This window comes from Mycobacterium sp. ST-F2, from assembly GCF_001905655.1.
GTDB lineage: Bacteria > Actinomycetota > Actinomycetes > Mycobacteriales > Mycobacteriaceae > Mycobacterium.
The window spans coordinates 1-17,849 of the sequence record NZ_JMHT01000069.1; the positions used below are offsets into that span (position 1 = coordinate 1).

General features: G+C 68.0%; 14 protein-coding genes. 11 read left to right on the top strand and 3 right to left on the bottom strand.

Annotated elements, in window-relative coordinates:
* The 3 genes from EB75_RS22660 to eccD form a co-directional block, all read right to left on the bottom strand.
* On the bottom strand, positions 1 to 1,397 hold a 1,397-nt coding region (locus EB75_RS22660; protein ID WP_286150294.1), incomplete at its 3' end, for an AAA family ATPase.
* A gap of 121 nt (positions 1,398 to 1,518) precedes the next feature.
* Entirely contained in the window at positions 1,519 to 2,829 is a 1,311-nt protein-coding gene (gene mycP, locus EB75_RS22665; protein ID WP_073697522.1) for a type VII secretion-associated serine protease mycosin, read from the bottom strand.
* Positions 2,826 to 4,070, bottom strand: coding sequence for a type VII secretion integral membrane protein EccD (gene eccD / locus EB75_RS22670; RefSeq protein WP_073697523.1), 1,245 nt, complete (start codon positions 4,068 to 4,070; stop codon positions 2,826 to 2,828). The genes mycP and eccD overlap by 4 nt, the downstream gene beginning before the upstream one ends.
* Before the next feature lie 136 nt (positions 4,071 to 4,206).
* Here eccD and eccCb point away from each other — a divergent pair, with 136 nt between their 5' ends.
* The 11 genes from eccCb to rpsI all read left to right on the top strand — a co-directional run bounded on the left by eccCb (position 4,207) and on the right by rpsI (position 17,767).
* Entirely contained in the window at positions 4,207 to 7,743 is a 3,537-nt protein-coding gene (eccCb, locus tag EB75_RS22675; protein WP_073697524.1) for a type VII secretion protein EccCb, read from the top strand.
* Positions 7,740 to 8,873, top strand: a complete 1,134-nt coding sequence (locus EB75_RS22680; protein WP_073697525.1) for a type VII secretion-associated protein — start codon at positions 7,740 to 7,742, stop codon at positions 8,871 to 8,873. Before eccCb ends, EB75_RS22680 begins: the two co-directional genes overlap by 4 nt.
* 75 nt (positions 8,874 to 8,948) lie before the next feature.
* Entirely contained in the window at positions 8,949 to 9,272 is a 324-nt protein-coding gene (locus tag EB75_RS22685) for a WXG100 family type VII secretion target (RefSeq protein ID WP_073697526.1), read from the top strand.
* A gap of 21 nt (positions 9,273 to 9,293) precedes the next feature.
* The gene (locus EB75_RS22690) at positions 9,294 to 9,581 is read left to right on the top strand and encodes a WXG100 family type VII secretion target (RefSeq protein WP_073697527.1); all 288 of its coding nucleotides are present in this window, start codon (positions 9,294 to 9,296) and stop codon (positions 9,579 to 9,581) included.
* A 151-nt stretch (positions 9,582 to 9,732) separates the two neighbouring features.
* Positions 9,733 to 11,025, top strand: a complete 1,293-nt coding sequence (locus tag EB75_RS22695; RefSeq protein WP_073697528.1) for a GAF domain-containing protein — start codon at positions 9,733 to 9,735, stop codon at positions 11,023 to 11,025.
* A 113-nt stretch (positions 11,026 to 11,138) separates the two neighbouring features.
* Positions 11,139 to 12,662 (top strand): aldehyde dehydrogenase, encoded by a 1,524-nt coding sequence (gene adh, locus EB75_RS22700; protein ID WP_061007210.1) that lies wholly within the window; start codon positions 11,139 to 11,141, stop codon positions 12,660 to 12,662.
* Positions 12,663 to 12,829: 167 nt separating this feature from the next.
* A complete protein-coding gene (eat, locus tag EB75_RS22705) occupies positions 12,830 to 14,275 on the top strand; it encodes an ethanolamine permease (RefSeq protein WP_073697529.1) in 1,446 nt (481 codons plus the stop codon).
* Entirely contained in the window at positions 14,272 to 15,681 is a 1,410-nt protein-coding gene (locus EB75_RS22710) for an ethanolamine ammonia-lyase subunit EutB (RefSeq protein ID WP_073697530.1), read from the top strand. The genes eat and EB75_RS22710 overlap by 4 nt, the downstream gene beginning before the upstream one ends.
* Positions 15,678 to 16,454, top strand: coding sequence for an ethanolamine ammonia-lyase subunit EutC (gene eutC, locus EB75_RS22715; RefSeq protein WP_073697531.1), 777 nt, complete (start codon positions 15,678 to 15,680; stop codon positions 16,452 to 16,454). The genes EB75_RS22710 and eutC overlap by 4 nt, the downstream gene beginning before the upstream one ends.
* Positions 16,455 to 16,853: 399 nt before the next feature.
* Positions 16,854 to 17,297, top strand: coding sequence for a 50S ribosomal protein L13 (gene rplM / locus EB75_RS22720; RefSeq protein ID WP_064859820.1), 444 nt, complete (start codon positions 16,854 to 16,856; stop codon positions 17,295 to 17,297).
* 74 nt (positions 17,298 to 17,371) lie between these two features.
* On the top strand, positions 17,372 to 17,767 hold the full coding sequence (gene rpsI, locus EB75_RS22725) for a 30S ribosomal protein S9 (protein ID WP_286150302.1): 396 nt from the start codon (positions 17,372 to 17,374) through the stop codon (positions 17,765 to 17,767).
* Positions 17,768 to 17,849 lie beyond the last annotated feature (82 nt).

The window sequence follows — 17,849 nt, forward strand, 5'->3', positions numbered from 1 at the left end:
TTACGTGACGGACAACCCCTCAAACCTGGGGAAATACGTGACCGCTGACAGTCGGCCGGTCCGCACACGATCGGTGCCGGGTCGGCGAGGAAGAGAGCCAGTTCGGCGCGCATGAAGATCTGTCGGCCGTCCTGCACCGCGTCGAGATGAAGCGGCTCGACCCGATCGATCAGCTCGCGGGCCAGATGCGCGGCGCCTGCGTCCATGGCGGCCTCCGCCGCGGCGAGTAGTCGGCTGTTTCGCGTGGGACAGGGTGGGGTGAGATCGGCGGCACGGGCCAGCAGCCGCGCCTGCGAGCCGCGCCCACCGCGCCTGGCCGCCAGTCCCGCGACCGCTTCAAGTCGATCGGCTACCCCCGCATCGAGCCCAGAGACGGCTTCGGCTGAGTGCCACGCCTCCAACTCGATCAGTCCTTGGCGTTTCGCTTCCGTGGCCAACGCATCATGGGCGCGACGGCGATCAGGTCCTGTGGCCGCGCCATACACCGCCGACCGCACCAACGGGTGGCGGAACGCCACCGTATCGCTGATCGTCACCAGGCCGGCCTGTTGGGCCTCCGTCGCGCAATCTGGCGAAAGACCCAGTGCGGCAGCGGCATTGGCGATGAGGAAGGACTGGCCCGCCGATTCGGCAGCCGCGACCAGCAACCACCGCTGCACGTCAGGCGACATCTCACGCACCTGGCGTAGGTAATGCGCCATCAACTGCCGGCTCAGCGGTATCGGGTCATATGACAGCGAGAGGTCCCCTAATTGCCGGATGCTCAAGTCCCGGGCGAGGTCGATGAGGGCAAGCGGATTACCGCCCGTGGCCACGGCAATCTGGATGGCCGCGTAGGGGTCGATGACGTCGGATGCTCGCGCTGTCAACAGTTGTACCGCCGCACGCTGGTCCAGACCGGTCAGGCGCAACGTTGAGACGCCCGCCAGCGCAGCATCGGACTCGTCGTTGTCACGCGCACCGAAGAGCAACACCGTCGACTCCGCCTGCAGGCGCCTCGCGACGAACGCGAGCACGACCCGCGACTCCGAGTCGATCCAATGCGCATCATCGACCACACAGATGACCGGCCGCTGGCCACCGGCTTCCGCGAACAGACCGAGCATGCCCAGCCCGACCAGATACGGCTCGGGCGCAGGTCCATCGTCGACGCCCCACGCGACACGCAGCGCCTGTTGCTGGCGAACGGGCAGTGCGTCGATGTATTCGGCCAAGGACAGCCCTATTCGCTGCAATGCGGCATACGGCATCGACAATTCCGCTTCGTAACCGTCGGAACGGATCACGGTGACACCGGTCAGGTTGGCCGTGACGTTCGTCAGCAGGGCCGACTTACCGATTCCCGGATCGCCACGCACCACCAGCGCCCCACCGGCTCCGTTGCGTGCTCGTGTCACAAGGGCACGCAGTACGCCCAATTCCACGGATCGGCCAAACAGGGCCATCCCATCGTTGTGCTCGATGCGTTGAAGAATAGAGCCGCGGCCAAGCCCTGGCCACACAACCTCGAACAAATGCCTACCGTCGTGACCGCCGGTGGCCCGTCGCCGCGACGGTTGCCACTGCGATGCAGACGGCGGTGCCCAGGAAGGCGATTCGTCGCGACGGTCGTTGATCCGGGCCGGGGGCAGGCGCCGACGGTGTGGCAGCTACCCGCGCCGGGGCAGGCGCGGGCGCACCGCCACTCACCGCCGCCAAAGGGTCGATCACACCGCGTCCCACCTGGGCGTTCCAGCCGTCAGCCGGATGGTGTGCGGTGTCCTCGATGCGGGCCATCACCTGCCGGGCCGACAGTTGCGGGAATCGTGAACGGACGAGTGCGACAACACCGCTGACAACGGGTGCGGCGAAACTGGTCCCCGACAGCGGGCGTCCGTCCGCCCGGCGGTCGACCAGGCCGTCGCCCTGCGCACTCAGCGACACCACCGACTCTCCCGGTGCGGCGACGTCGACCCAGGGGCCTGCCAGGCTGAATTGTGAAGGTGCGCCGGCGGGGTCGACCGAACCGACCGTCAGCACGTAGTCGTCGTACCACGCCGGGCTGACCACGGTGTGCACGTTGTCCCAGTCCGGTGTGCCCGGATGCTTGGGGTCGGACAGTGGATTCTGTTGTGCGCATTCACCATTGGTCGTGCCTGCGGCAGAGACCACTACGACGTTGCGGACCTCCACGGCGTAGGCCAGCGCGGCCCCCAACGACCGGTCGTCGAGCGGGTCGGCGACGGGCATGCAGGCGACCGACGAGATGTTGATGACGGTTGCGCCGGCGTCGGCAGCCGAGCGCACCGCGCGGGCGAGTGTCTCGACGTCGCCGACCCCAGAGGTGGCATGGTCGCTGGAGAGCCGGAACTTGTTGCTGGACTGGCGAATCGCCATGATGGTCGCCTCGGGCGCCACGCCGCGGAAGGAGCCGGGTTCGGTATCCGGGGGCGCGGCGCCGACCAGGCCCGCGATCGCGGTGCCGTGGCCATCGCAATCCTGCGTACCGTCGCCCGAGGAGACATAGTCCCCGCCGGGGACCAGGTGGGGCAGCAACCGGTGGCGGGTGACGCCGGTATCGATCACCGCCACCGTCTGTCCGCCGCCGCGGGAAAGCGGCCATACCGCAGCAAGGTTGAGCCCGTCGAGTTGACGTGTGGTGCGGTCGTCGGCGGGCTTCGCTGTGGCGCACCGGTCGGCCTGTTCGGTTCTGCCCGGCGGCGCCGGGGCCTCCGGCGCAGGCAGTTGACCCTGATCGACCGGCTTCGGAGCGATGGCGTGGGCGGCGGGAACCAGCGCCACCATCGCGACCGTGACGGCGACGGCGATGGCCGAACCGACGACGCTCATCGTCCGCGTACCAGCATGAAGATGTCTGCGGCCCAGAGTGCGGACGGCGGAACGGCAGCCAGCGCCGCGTATTCGAGGTAGCTGACGCGCTGGGCCATCGCGACGCTGACTGATCCCATCCGCCGGATACCCAGCGCCACCGCGACGATGCTGCCACCGAGCCAAGCCGTCCAGGCGGGGAACGTCGTCGCGGTGACCGCGAAAGCCGCAGTGGTGCAGACCATTCCGGCGACCAGAACAGTCCATCGGCGTACCGGCAGCCGATAGGAGGGTGCTCGCAGCGTCAGGGCGGCCGCTACTGCCCAACTGAACGCCAACGTTGCGATGCCGGACCGGTGCACGGCGGCCACGGCCACCACGACTGCACCGACCGCGACGGCTGCTGCGGCGCCCATCACCATCGCTGTGAGCGCCAGATGGGCCCGCTCGACTCGCCCCGGGTCACCCTCGGTCACTGTCGCCGACGGGGGCGCGAGCCCCGCGACGGTGACGGCGCACCGGGGTGCGGCAGACAGCACGACCAAAGCCACGGCGCTGAGGGCCACGCCGGTGCCGGTCAGCGGAATGGGCCAGGTACTCGCCACCGTCGTCACCACGATCATCGGCGCCGAAAATGCCATGGCCGCAATGGATACCGCGTGCACGCCGACTCGTAACAACACCAGGGCCACCGCGAACGCCGCCGCGGCACCGAGGAGGACATTCGGAGCGGCGGGCCCACCCGGTACCGCCGTGAACCCAGCGGTGAACGCCAGCACGAGGGCGGAGACGGACCACGCGGCAGGCCCGGACCGTAACGTCACCATCAACGCGCCCAGGGCGCCACCACACGCGATGGCGGCTGCGATCGTCTGGTCGCCGCGCGCCGCGGACCAGATCAGCATGCCGGAGGCGACGGTCACCGCCCACAACCCGAGTGTGGGTACGGCCAGGTGACCGGTACGGTCGGGCGTGGGCGTGCCGGCGGCCATTGTCACCGTCTGTGCCCGCCGCGCGCCGAGTACCGGGATGGTGGCGGACACCAGTTGCAGCACGTCCCCATCGTGAACGTCGTTTTGCCGCAACGACAATGATCCGTTGATCGGATCGCCGACTGTTCGATCGAGGTACCAGCTCACGCCGTGAGCCGGGCTCTGCGGACGAGCCAGTGCCACGATGTCCGGTAACAGCGTGTCCACGGCGGCGCCCGCCGGCAAGACCAGATCGGTGGTCTCGCTGGTGTATTCGCCATGTGACTGCACTGAAAGACGACAAACAGAGTCGGACATCGCACCCCCCGGATCGACATGCCCGATCTCACGGTAACTGCACATCGGACCCCTGCCCGACACGAAAATCGATGGAACCGAACAGTGTCCTGCTGCGTCTGAACATGCGATGGAATTCACGAGAGTCGCGCGATCTGCGGCAGCCGAACCAGCTCAGGGGGACATCGAGGTCCGCACACCGCCACAGGTGCCGCGGCTGGCGCCGGGCCACGTCGTCACCCGCGTCGCTCCGGTCCTGATGCTGGTGGCGATGGCCGGCATGATGGTGTTCTACTTCCGCTCGGGTTCGGTGACCGGACGCAGTCCGGTGTTCCTGCTGTTTCCGGCCATGATGGTGCTGTCCATGATCGGTAGCACCGTTCTCGGGTCGCGCGGTGCGCGCCGGGCCGGCGAGATCGATGCCGATCGCCGTGAGTACCTGGTGTACCTCGACGCGCTTGAGGAGTGTGCCGGCCGGACCGCCGCTGAGCAGCATCGCCTGCTGCATCAGAACCATCCGCCGCCCGCCGCCCTCTGGACCTTGACCGGGACCGACCGGATGTGGCAACGCCGTTGGAACGATGAGGACTTCACCGAGATGCGGGTGGGGGTCGGGGAGCGACCGCTGTGCACCAGGCTGGTCCCGTCGCCGGCGACCGGGGGCGAAATGACCGACCCAGTGGCCGCTTCGGCATTCGAACGGTTGCTGACAACCGGCGCCACCGTGCCGGAGGTTCCGGTGACCGTCGTATTGCGCCGCCACCGGCGCCTCGATGTCGGAGATGCCCCGGGACTGGCCCGCGCCATGGTGTGCCAGTTGGCGGTGTGGCACGGCCCTGATGAGGTGAAGATCGCTGCGGTCACCGGGGCTGCGGGGTGGGACTGGCTGAAATGGCTGCCGCACCATTACCGTTCGGGTGTCATCGGAGGGGCGCCGCTGCGCTTCGCCGAAGCCGCAGCCGTGCCCGTCATACCCGGCTGCCATCTGGTGGTGCTGGTGGACAGCGTCGCGGCCACCGCGTTCGACGGATCGGACGGGGTCACACTGCTGGTGCTCGGTCGGCCAGGATCGGCGTCAACGCTGCCGCGATGTTCGACGACCGATGCGCTGACGGTTGAGCAAGCCGAGACCTGTGCGCGCAGACTCGCGCGCTACCGATTGGCCGGCACCGCGGACGCGGCGCGGTGGCACCATGATTGGACACCGTCGTGGTCGCCCCGGCCGGCCCGGCACCGCTTGCGGGTCCCGATCGGCACCGACACCACTGGGGCGTCCGTCGAACTCGACCTCAAGGAACCCGCCGAGCACGGCATGGGACCGCACGGTTTGTGCATCGGCGCAACGGGTTCCGGCAAGTCCGAGTTTCTCCGCACCCTGACGTTGGGTCTGATCACCACGCATTCGCCGGACGAGCTGAACCTGGTCCTCGTCGATTTCAAAGGTGGTGCAACATTTCTCGGCTTCGAGAAGGCCAACCATGTCGCGGCCGTCATCACCAACCTGGAACAGGAGGCACATCTGGTGGCCCGGATGCGCGACGCCCTGGCCGGCGAGATGACCCGGCGGCAGGGGCTGTTACGGGCGGCGGGGAACCTGTCGGGCATCGGCGACTATCGCCGGGCCCGCGCGGCCGACGCCGAGCTTGCTCCGCTGCCCGCCCTGTTCATCGTGGTCGACGAATTCTCCGAATTGCTCAGCCACCATCCGGATTTCGCGGAGCTGTTCGTTGCCATCGGGCGTCTCGGCCGGTCGCTGGGCATCCATCTGCTTTTGGCCAGCCAGCGGCTGGACGAAGGCCGTCTGCGGGGCTTGGATACCCACCTCTCGTATCGGGTCTGTCTCAAGACCTTCTCGGCGGCCGAGTCCCGGGCGGTCATCGGGGTCACCGACGCCCACGAGCTGCCGGGGACACCCGGCGCGGGCTTGCTGCGGACCGCAGACGGAAAGCTGATGCGATTCCACACCACATTCGTTTCGGGCCCCGCACCGGACACCCACGGTGAGGACCCGGGCCCGGCGCTGTTCACCGGCGGGCCGGCTGCGACAGCAGATCCGGCAGCCGGTCCGAGCCTGCTGGACACGACTGTGCACCGGCTGGCAGGGCTTGGTCCCGACGCCCATCAGGTCTGGTTGCCGCCCCTCACCGAATCGCCCGCGTTGTCCGAACTGCTCATGACCGAGCCGGCCGGCCGGCCGCTGCGGGCACCGATCGGATTGGTGGACAACCCGTTCCAGCAATGCCGTGATCCACTGGTCGTCGACCTCAATGGCGCCGGCGGGCACGTGGCCGTCGTCGGGGGTCCGCGGTCCGGGAAATCGAGTGCGCTGCAGACACTGCTGCTCGGCCTGACCGCCACCGCGGCGCCACGACGACTCAGCATCTACGGTTTGGATCTCGGCGACGGCGTGCTCACGGCGCTGCGGCAGCACCCCCACGTCGGTACGATCGCCGGCCGGCATGAGCCGGAATTGCTGCGGCGCATCGTCTCTCAACTGTCCGCGCTGTGCCGCCGTCGCCAGGAGTTCCGGCAGCAGCACGGGCCGGCAGTGCCCTTCCCGGATCGATACGGCGATGTCATCCTGGCGGTCGACGGCTGGGCGGTGCTGCGCCGCGAGTCCGACGCGCTCGAGGACACCATCACGGCAATGGTGGCACAGGGACTGTCGGTCGGAATCCACGTGGTGCTCACCGCCAACCGGTGGGCTGAACTGCGCCCCATGCTGAAAGACCACATCGGTACCCGGATCGAATTGCGGCTCGGCGACCCCACCGAGTCCGAAATGGATCGTCGCCGTGCGCAGCTCCTCGCCAATTGCCCGCCGGGGCGCGGCCTCACCAGCGACGGCAAGGAGTTCGTGGTGGCGCTGCCGCAGCTCGACGTGGTGGCGGCCCAGCCCGAGCAACCCGCGCCGGTCATCGAGCTGCTGCCGCACCACGTGGACTACGCGGAGGTGGTCACGGCGACCGGCGGGGAATCATCCCGCCATGTCATCGGTATCTCCGAGGCGGAACTACAGCCGTTCGCCCTCGAAGCCGGTCCATACCTGATCCTGTTGGGCGACAACGGTTGCGGCAAGACGTCCGCGCTGCGGACCCTGTGCCGGGCGATCATCAGCCAGAGCGAGCCGGAGCAGGTCCGTGTGCTGATCGTCGATTTCCGTAGGACCTTGCTGGGCGTGGTCGAGTCGCCGCACCTGTGCGGCTACGCGATGTCGAGTGTCACGGCCACCGCGGAGCTGACGGCCGCGCTATCCGTTCTGACGGCTCGGCTGCCGGGCCCGGGCGTCACCCAGCAGCAACTCCGCGACCGATCCTGGTGGTGCGGCCCCGACATCCACATCGTCGTCGACGACTATGACCTGGTCGCGGGCGCGGCGGGAAATCCGTTGAGTCCCTTGCTCGACCTGCTGCCGCACGCCTCGGACATCGGCCTGCACCTGGTGATCGCGCGGCGCGCCGGCGGTGCCGCCCGAGCCATGTTCGACCCACTGTTCGCCCGGATGCGGGACCTCGGCGCCACCGGCATCCTCATGAGCGCCGACACCGAGGAGGGGCCGCTGCTGGGTGTTGCGCGTCCGATGATGCTCCCGCCAGGCCGTGCTGTCGTGGTGCGGCGTGGCCGGCCCGATGAGCTGGTCCAGATCGCCTGGACCGATCCGCCGTGACGGTCGTGGTGGTCGGCCCGGCGACCATCGTTGGACCGGGAAACGTTGATGCCGAGCTGGTTTCGGCGGCACTGGAGTGCGTCGACGAGCAGTTGGGCCTGCTCGACGCGGCAGTCCTGCCGGCCGAACGTATCTGGCGTGACGCGATGGCCGCGGCGATCGGCACCGCGCGCACCGTGACGGTGGTGTGCCCGGCCTGGTGGTCGGCGTCGAGGGTTCAGAGGGTGCGATCGGCCGCGGACGCCAACGGAGTATGTGTCGTTGTCCGGCGCCGAATCGACGCAATCCGGATCGCCTCCGGTGAACCGGATTGCACCGTGGTCGAAGTGGGGGAGGACCTGGTGACCGTCTCTCGGCCGGGAACGGCCTCGTCGGTCGTACGACGAACCGACAGCGCTGCCACGGACACAGTGGTTGCCCGCGCGGCAATGGACAGCCACGTCGTGGTCGATGCGCCGATCGGTGTTCCGGGTGCCGCGCCGCTGGCCGTGGAAATCCAAGCGCGGCTGCAGGATCATGGCGTCACGACACAGGTCCTCCGTTGCGACGACCTACTCGATGACGCCGACGTTGGCAGCGCGCCGGCCGTGGCGCACTCCACGCGGGGCCGCATCGCGATCGCCGCGGCGGCGGTGGTTGCCGTCGCCGGAACAGCGGCGCTGGGCCTGTCCAGCCGGGACGGCCCCGCGGCGGTGGTCCCTGCCGCCGACCCTGATCTCACGTGGCTGGTGGAAGGTCGCGTGGCGGTGCAGATTCCGGCACGCTGGCTGGTCGAGAGGGCGTTGTCGGGCGCGGGATCGGCTCGGGTGCAAATAGTTTCGCCCGACGATCGCGGGCAGATCATCCACCTCACCCAATCGGTGGTGCCACCGGGCCAGACGCCCGATACCGCAGCGCGGTCACTGCGAGAGGCGGCGGCGAAGCTGCCCGGCGGCGTCATCGTCGACTTCGAGGACGCCGGCGTCAGCGCCGGGCGCCCGGCCGTCAGATACCGGGAGGTGCGCGGCGGGCGGACGGTCGAATGGTCGGTCCTGCTCGACGGCCCGGTCCGGATCGCGGTGGGGTGTCAGGGTGACGCGGTCCGTGCGCCGTGTGACACCGCGATCCGCTCCGCGCGCCGAACCGATTGAAAAAACTTGGGCGGCAATGGAACCGAACGCTCACGGAGAACGTCTAAACAAGCAAACCCGAATGGAGAGGAAAACATGACAGCTCCGCTAAGTGGCACGCTGACCACAGATTTCGATCTGATGACAGGAATCGCCGGCAAGGTCGAGGTCCGCAACGAGGAGATCCGGGCCATGCTCGGTAACTTCATCGGCCAGATGACGGCCATCCCGCCGACCGTCTGGGGCGGCGTCGCGGCGGCCCGGTTCCAGGACGTGGTCACCCGGTGGAACGGCGAGTCGATGAAACTGCATGCGACGCTTGCGCGTATCGCCGAGACCATCCGATCGAACGCCACGGTGCTGAGCCAGGCGGCTGAGGCGCACGCCCAGCGCATCGGCGCCACCGGTCACGCGATCTGACGGGACAGAAGGAGGCAATCGGTGCTGTCCTACCACTTCGGCGAGATCGAATTCACTGTCCGCCAACAGATCCACGCCACGTCGGCAAGGATGAACACGGCGCTGGAAGAGCTTCGGCAACTGGTTGCACCGCTGCAGCAGTCGTGGACCCGCGAGGCCGCAGAGGCGTTCCAGGCCGAGCAGGCCCGCTGGAACCAGTCGGCAGCCGCCCTCAACGAGATCCTGCACAGCCTCGGCAACGCGGTCCGCGACGGTGCCGACGACGTCGCCGCAACCGACCGTCGTGCCGCCGGCGACTGGGTGTTCTGACCCATCACGAGCCCTGTGTGGTCCTGCCCCTGGAATGGAGAGCTGGGGGCGGGACCACACAGCACTACCCAACAGCTGCCGCGAAACACCGAGGTCGACTACCCTGGCGGCCACGCAGGTGTGTATCCGACCTGCGAGGAGTGTGAGTGTCGTGGGAATCAGCCGCACCGAGGGGTCGCCGGCCGGCTCAACGCTGCGCGCGGTACACCAGCGGTTCGTCACCGGCGAGATCGACGCCCAGCACCTGGACCCCACGGCCGTCCGCCCCGTCATCGCCGACAGTTGGCGCCGCAGCCTGGCCACGGGCGTGGATCCGGACCTCGGCGGTGCGCAGTTCACGCCCGTCGTGCCCAAGACCTTGGACCAGCTCCGCGCCGAACAACCCATCGCCGCCGCGTTACCGGTGATCAGGAAACTCCTGGTCGAGGACGCCAAGGACAGCGGTGTCATGGTGGCGGTGGCCGCGGCCGACGGCACGCTGCTGTGGGTCGAGGGCGACAAGACGGCCCTGGGCCGGGGCGAGGCCATGAACTTCGTGCCCGGCGCCGACTGGAGCGAGCGCAGCGCCGGCACCAACGCCCCGGGCACCGCGCTGGCCCTGGACCGGGAACTGCAGATCCACGGCTCGGAGCACTTCGCCCGGCTCGTCCAGCCCTGGACCTGCACCGCGGTGCCTGTGCACGACCCGACGACGGGCGAGCTCATCGGCTGCCTGGACCTGACCGGGGACAGCCAGGTCGCCTCGGCGCAGACCCTGGGCCTGGTACGTGCCACGGTGATGGCCATCGAAAATCACCTCGCCCTGCAGCGGCTGCTGCAGCCGGCCACCACCCGGACGACGCTGGCCCGCCTGACGGTGCTGGGCGGCGATCGGCCGCGCTGGGTCGCCACCGGGGACGACGGGCAGCCGCACCAGCACACCCTCAGCGGCCGGCACGCCGACATTCTGGTCCTGCTGAGCCGGCATCCCGAGGGCCTGAGCGCCGACCATCTCGCAATGTTGTTGGACGACAACGATCTTGACTCGGTCACCATCCGCGTCGAGATGTCCCGCCTGCGCCGGGTCATCGGTGCGCAGTACGTGGCGTCGCGGCCGTACCGGCTGCTCACCCCGATCGACAGTGACGTCGCCGACGTCTTCGCCGCGCTGCATCGCGGCGACGTCGACGGCGCGCTGTCCCACTACTCGGGGGCGCTGCTGCCGCAGTCGGTATCGCCGGCGATCGCCCGGTTGCGAACCGAGCTGGGGGAGAGCCTGCGGACCGCGGTGCTGTCGGCGTCCGCCGCCGGGCAGGTCGGACTGTTGCGCCGATGGCTGGCCCTGCCCGACGGCCGCGACGACCGGCACGGCTGGCAATTGCTGCGCAACCACCCGTCGGCGGACGCGGTGGTCCGGGCACAGGCCGTCGGGCACCTGGCGGGATTGGACGCCGACCTCGGCTGACGCGGTCACAGTTCGAACGCGTTCGACGATGCAACTGTGTTGCAACCCACTTCTGCGTAGCGTAGTGACCAGCAGCACATTTGTGTTTGTCAGCCACTGCGAGGAGTGAACCCATGACTGTTTACGCGCGTCCCGGTGCCGAGGGTTCGGTGATGACCTACCCGGCCCGCTACGACAACTTCATCGGCGGCGAATGGGTGGCGCCCGCTGCCGGACGCTACTTCGAGAACCGTACCCCCGTGACGGGCGAGGTGTTCATCGAGATCGCCCGCTCGGACGAATCCGACATCGAGAAGGCGCTCGACGCCGCTCACGCCGCCGCGCCCGCGTGGGGCAAGACCTCACCGGCCGCCCGCGCCCGGGTCCTGAACCTGATCGCCGACCGTATGGAGCAGAACCTCGAGGCCATCGCCGTCGCCGAGTCGTGGGACAACGGCAAGCCGGTCCGCGAGACCCTCAACGCCGACATCCCGTTGGCCGTCGATCACTTCCGCTATTTCGCGGGCGTGCTGCGGGCCCAGGAAGGCTCGATCTCCGAGATCGACGACGACACCGTCGCCTACCACTTCCACGAGCCGCTCGGCGTCGTCGGCCAGATCATCCCCTGGAACTTCCCGATCCTGATGGCCGTCTGGAAGCTGGCCCCCGCGCTGGCCGCCGGCAACGCCATCGTGCTCAAGCCTGCCGAGCAGACCCCGGCGTCGATCATGTACCTGTTCTCGCTCATCGGCGACCTGCTGCCTGCCGGTGTTGTCAACGTGGTCAACGGCTTTGGTGTCGAGGCCGGCAAGCCGCTGGCGTCGAGCAACCGCATCGCCAAGATCGCGTTCACCGGTGAGACCACCACGGGCCGGCTGATCATGCAGTACGCCAGCCAGAACCTGATCCCGGTCACCCTGGAGCTGGGCGGCAAGAGCCCGAACATCTTCTTCAGTGACATCATGGCCGCCAACGACGACTTCCAGGACAAGGCGCTGGAAGGCTTCACCATGTTCGCGCTGAACCAGGGCGAGGTCTGCACCTGCCCGTCGCGCAGCCTGATCCAGGCCGACATCTTCGACGAGTTCCTGGCACTGGCCGCCATCCGCACCAAGGCCGTCCGCCAGGGCGATCCGCTGGACACCGAGACCATGATCGGCGCGCAGGCCTCCAACGACCAGTTGGAGAAGATTCTCTCCTACATCGAGATCGGCAAATCCGAAGGCGCACAGCTGATCACCGGTGGTGAGCGGGCCGAGCTCGGCGGTGACCTCAACGGTGGCTACTACGTGACGCCGACGGTGTTCTCCGGCCACAACGGCATGCGCATCTTCCAGGAGGAGATCTTCGGACCGGTGCTGTCGGTGACGTCGTTCAAGGACTACGACGACGCCATCTCCATCGCCAACAACACGCTGTACGGCCTCGGCGCCGGCGTGTGGTCGCGCAACGGCAACGTCGCCTACCGGGCCGGCCGGGACATCAAGGCCGGCCGCGTGTGGACCAACTGCTACCACATGTACCCCGCGCACGCCGCGTTCGGCGGCTACAAGCAGTCCGGCATCGGCCGGGAGAACCACAAGATGATGCTGGACCACTACCAGCAGACGAAGAACCTGCTCGTCTCGTACTCGACGAAGGCCCAGGGCTTCTTCTGATCGGACCAGCGAGCGCCCGCGTAACCCCCGAATACGCGGGCGCTCGCTCCGTTCATCGGTCGGCGCATTCTCAAATGCATACGGCGACAAAATAATCCGGCCGGCGCCAGATAGCTCCTGGAACCAGGCCATCTCGGCGTCAGCCATCCCTTTTTCAGGAGTATCCAGTGTCCATCACCAACCCACCCAGTGAGCACCACGCTCACGGCGTCGACGAACACGTCGAGAGCAACGAATACCTTGCGAAGCGCCAGCTGAAGAAGGGCACGGCCGGCTGGCTGCTGCTTGCCGGCCTCGGCGTCAGCTATGTCGTGTCCGGCGACTACTCCGGCTGGAATTTCGGTCTGGCGCACGGCGGTTTCGGTGGCCTCGCCATCGCCGCCGTCGTCATCGCCGGCATGTACCTGGCCCTGGTGCTGGGCATGGCCGAGCTGTCCTCGGCATTGCCCGCCGCGGGCGGTGGCTACACCTTCGCGCGCCGCGCCCTCGGCCCCTGGGGCGGTTTCGCCACCGGCACCGCGATCCTCATCGAGTACTCGATCGCGCCGGCCGCCATCGCGACGTTCATCGGCGCCTATGTGGAGTCGTTGGGACTCTTCGGAATTCAGAACGGCTGGTGGGTGTACCTCGCAGCCTATGCCTTCTTCATCGGCATCCACCTGGCCGGCGTCGGTGAGGCGCTCAAGGTGATGTTCGTGATCACCGCCATCGCGCTGCTGGGCCTGGTGATCTTCGCGGTCTGCGCCATCGGGCACTTCGACGTCGCCAACCTGACCAACATCGCCCCCGACGCAGGCGCCGCCGGTGCCTCGTCGTTCCTGCCGCACGGCTACCTCGGCATCTGGGCCGCCATCCCGTTCGCCATCTGGTTCTTCCTGGCCATCGAAGGCGTGCCGCTGGCCGCAGAGGAGACCGCCAACCCGGAGAAGAACGTGCCGCGCGGCATCATCGCCGCCATGACGGTCCTGCTCGTCACCTGCGCTGTCGTGCTGTTCCTGACCACGGGTGTCGGTGGCGCACAACAGATGTCGGGCTCGGGCAACCCGCTGGTCGAAGCGCTCGGCAACGGCACCGGTGCCAAGCTGGTCAACTACATCGGCCTCGCCGGCCTGATCGCGAGCTTCTTCTCGATCATCTACGCCTACTCCCGTCAGCTGTTCGCCCTGTCCCGGGCCGGGTACCTGCCGACACAGCTGTCGGTGACCAACTCGCGCAAGGCGCCGACGCTGGCGCTCATCGTCCCCGGTGTCATCGGCTTCGTGCTGTCGCTGACCGGCAAGGGTGACCTGCTGCTGAACATGGCCGTCTTCGGCGCCGCGGTGAGCTACGTCCTGATGATGGTCAGCCACATCGTGCTGCGTCGTCGCGAGCCCAACATGCCGCGGCCGTACCGCACCCCGGGCGGCGTCGTGACCACGGGTTTCGCGCTCGTCGTCGCCGTCATCGCGGTCATCGCGACCTTCCTGGTCGACCCGTTCGCCGTGGGCCTGTGCCTGGCAGTGTTCGCCGCGTTCATGCTCTACTTCGCGCTCTACAGCCGGCACCGTTTGGTGGCAAACTCTCCTGATGAAGAGTTCGCGATGCTCGCGGAAGCCGAGGACGAGCTGAAATGAAGTACCACCAGCGGATTTCGGGGGTGAACTACACCTTCGACGGGCTTGTGGACCTGATGGCCAAGGCCACGCCGCTGCGCTCCGGCGATGAACTCGCCGGGTGCGCAGCCCACAGCGACGCCGAGCGGGCTGCCGCCGCCTGGGCGCTGGCAGAGCTCCCGCTGGACACCTTCCTCAATGACGCGGTGGTGCCCTACGAGACCGACGAGGTCACCCGACTGATCATGGATTCCCATGACCAGCAGGCGTTTTCGGAAATCTCCCACCTCACGGTGGGAGCCTTCCGGGACTGGCTGCTGGACGCGGTGGCCGGTGACGACGCCGCTGCGAAGATCGCCGCCGTCGCCCCCGGCATCACGCCGGAGATGGCGGCCGCGGTCTCGAAGATCATGCGCAACCAGGACCTGATCGCCGTCACCGCGGCCACCCAGGTGCACGCGGCCTTCCGCAGCACCATCGGGCTGCCGGGCACCCTGGCCACCCGCCTGCAACCCAACCACCCGACCGACGACCCACGGGGCATCGCCGCCGCCGTGCTCGACGGGCTCCTGATGGGTTGCGGCGACGCGGTCATCGGCATCAACCCGGCCACCGATTCGCCTCAGGCGACGGCCGACCTGCTGCACCTTCTCGACAACATCCGCAGCCGCTACGACATCCCCGCGCAGTCCTGCGTGCTGTCGCACATCACCACGACCATCGGCCTCATCGAGACCGGTGCTCCGGTGGACCTGGTGTTCCAGTCCGTCGCCGGTACCGAAGGCGCCAACAAGGCGTTCGGTGTCGACATGGCGCTGCTGCGCGAGGGCAACGAGGCCGGCCGGTCCCTGAACCGCGGCACCGTCGGCAACAACGTGATGTATCTGGAAACCGGGCAGGGGTCGGCGCTGAGTTCGGGCGCACACCTCGGCACCGGCGGCCGGCCCGTCGACCAGCAGACCCTGGAGGCCCGCGCCTACGGCGTCGCCCGCGCGCTGGACCCGCTCCTGGTCAACACCGTCGTCGGCTTCATCGGGCCGGAGTATCTGTACGACGGTCGGCAGATCATCCGCGCCGGGCTCGAAGACCACTTCTGCGGCAAGCTCCTGGGCCTGCCGATGGGCGTCGACGTCTGCTACACCAACCACGCCGAAGCCGACCAGAACGACATGGACACTCTGCTGTACCTGCTGGCCGCGGCCGGCTGTGCGTTCGTGATCACGGTGCCCGGCGCCGACGACGTCATGCTCGGTTACCAGAGCCTGTCGTTCCACGACGTGGTGTCGGCCCGCCGCACGCTCGGGTTGAAGCCGGCTCCGGAATTCGAGGCCTGGCTCAAGAAGGTCGGCATGACCGACGACGCCGGCAAGCTCACCCAGTTCGATCTGCAGCGCTCGGCGCTGCGGGCACTGACGGCGGCGGGATGACCATGACCGAAGACGTGGCAATCCAGGAATTCTGGGACGAGCTCCGCAAGACCACCCAGGCCCGCATCGGGCTGGGCCGCGCCGGCAACGCGCTGCCCACCCGCGAGGTGCTCGAACTGTCGGCGGCCCACGCCGCCGCCCGCGACGCGGTGCACGAACCGCTCGATGTCGACGCCCTCGCGGCGCCGGTTCGGGAGATCGGCCTCGGCGAGCCGGCAGTGGTCCGTAGCCAGGCCGAGTCCCGCAGTGAGTACCTGCGCCGTCCGGACCTGGGCCGGGTCCCGGCCGAGCCCATGGACGTCCCGGAGACCCCGGCCGACATCGGCTTCGTGCTGGCCGACGGGCTCTCGCCCTACGCGCTGGCCAAGCACGGGCCGGCGCTGCTCGCCGAGTTGGTCGCCACCCTGCGCGACGACTACACGCTGGCGCCGCCGGTGATCGCCACCCAGGCGCGCGTCGCGCTCGGCGACCACATCGGTGCGGCGGCGAAGGTGCGGACCCTGATCGTCATCATCGGGGAGCGGCCGGGCCTGTCCGTCGCCGACAGCCTCGGTATCTACCTGACACATCTGCCCATGCCGGGACGCACCGATGCCGACCGCAACTGCATCTCGAACATCCACCCGCCCGAGGGTCTCGGTTACGCCGAGGCCGCGAAGGTCGCCGCGGGTCTGGTGTCCGGTGCCCGCGCCCTGGGCCGGTCCGGCGTCGAACTCAAGGACACCTCCCGCGACACTTCGCTCGAAGCGCCCGGTGCCGCCGAACTGACGTAGACACCCGGTGCCGCAATTGACTGTGCGTCCTCGCAGAATTTTTGCGAGGAGGTGTCTGCGTAGACGCACACTCACAGCCGGTCGGCGTGTCGGCTCTCCTGTGACGCATTCGTTTTGAAGCAGTCAACTTGCCTTGACGGTCAATGCAAGTTGACCGCTGCAGACGAAAGGTGTGCAGGGAGACGTCCGTCGTGGCCTTGAGACTGTGTGCTCGCGCGAACCGTCAACCCGCGTTTTGACCTGCGACGACGCTCGCAGGTAAAGTCCTTCGTTGGTGCGCAGCAGGCCGAGAGGCAGCTGCTTCCCGGGTCACCGTCGGTCGCCGGGAAATCGCAGGTCGCGCACTTGACCGGCACCCGGATAGCACCGGGACTCAACCCGAGAAGAAGAGGTATAGCTGTGCCTACATTCACGCCGAAGGCGGGTGACACCACGCGTAAGTGGTACGTCATCGACGCCCAAGACGTGGTGCTCGGCCGGCTCGCCGTGGAAGCAGCCAAGCTGCTCCGTGGCAAGCACAAGCCGACGTTCACGCCCAACTCCGATGAGGGTGACTTCGTCATCATCATCAACGCCGAGAAGATTGCCCTGTCGGGCAAGAAGCTCACCGACAAGTTTGCTTACCGTCACTCGGGTTTCCCGGGCGGTCTGAGCAAGCGCTCCATCGGCGAACAGCTGGTGAAGCACCCGACCCGCACCGTTGAGAACGCGATCGTCGGCATGCTCCCGCACAACAAGCTGTCGCGCCAGGTGCAGAAGAAGCTGAAGGTGTACGCGGGTCCCGATCATCCGCACGCCGCGCAGCAGCCGATTCCGTTCGAGATCAAGCAGGTGGCCCAGTGACCGAAGTTGACGTGACTGAAGTCACCGAAGTTCCCGAGTTCGAGGCTGTCGAAGAGTCGACCCCCCGCGAGCCCGTGTACATCGACCGTCCGATCCAGACCGTCGGCCGCCGCAAGGAAGCCGTCGTCCGCGTTCGTCTGGTGCCCGGCACCGGCAAGTTCAACCTGGACGGCCGCAGCCTGGAGGACTACTTCCCGAACAAGGTGCACCAGCAGCTGATCAAGGCCCCGCTGGTGACCGTCGACCGCGTCGACACGGTGGACATCTACGCCCACCTCGACGGTGGCGGCCCCTCGGGTCAGGCCGGCGCGCTGCGTCTGGCCATCGCCCGTGCGCTGATCCTGGTTCAGCCCGAGGATCGTCCGGCACTCAAGAAGGCCGGGTTCCTGACCCGTGACCCGCGTGCCATCGAGCGCAAGAAGTACGGCCTCAAGAAGGCCCGCAAGGCGCCTCAGTACAGCAAGCGCTGATCGTTTCTGCTCGTGGGCGGGCGTGTCGCAGTCTGGACACGCCCGCCTTCGGCGTTTCATGGGGGCACTTCTCGAGGAAAGC

Excerpts from the sequence above, each read along its gene's own strand:
- mycP (WP_073697522.1), bottom strand. The coding sequence starts at position 2,829 with ATGAGCGTCGTCGGTTCGGCCATCGCCGTCGCCGTCACGGTCGCGATG.
- eccCb (WP_073697524.1), top strand. The coding sequence starts at position 4,207 with ATGGAATTCACGAGAGTCGCGCGATCTGCGGCAGCCGAACCAGCTCAG.
- EB75_RS22685 (WP_073697526.1), top strand. The coding sequence starts at position 8,949 with ATGACAGCTCCGCTAAGTGGCACGCTGACCACAGATTTCGATCTGATG.
- adh (WP_061007210.1), top strand. The coding sequence starts at position 11,139 with ATGACTGTTTACGCGCGTCCCGGTGCCGAGGGTTCGGTGATGACCTAC.
- EB75_RS22710 (WP_073697530.1), top strand. The coding sequence starts at position 14,272 with ATGAAGTACCACCAGCGGATTTCGGGGGTGAACTACACCTTCGACGGG.
- eutC (WP_073697531.1), top strand. The coding sequence starts at position 15,678 with ATGACCATGACCGAAGACGTGGCAATCCAGGAATTCTGGGACGAGCTC.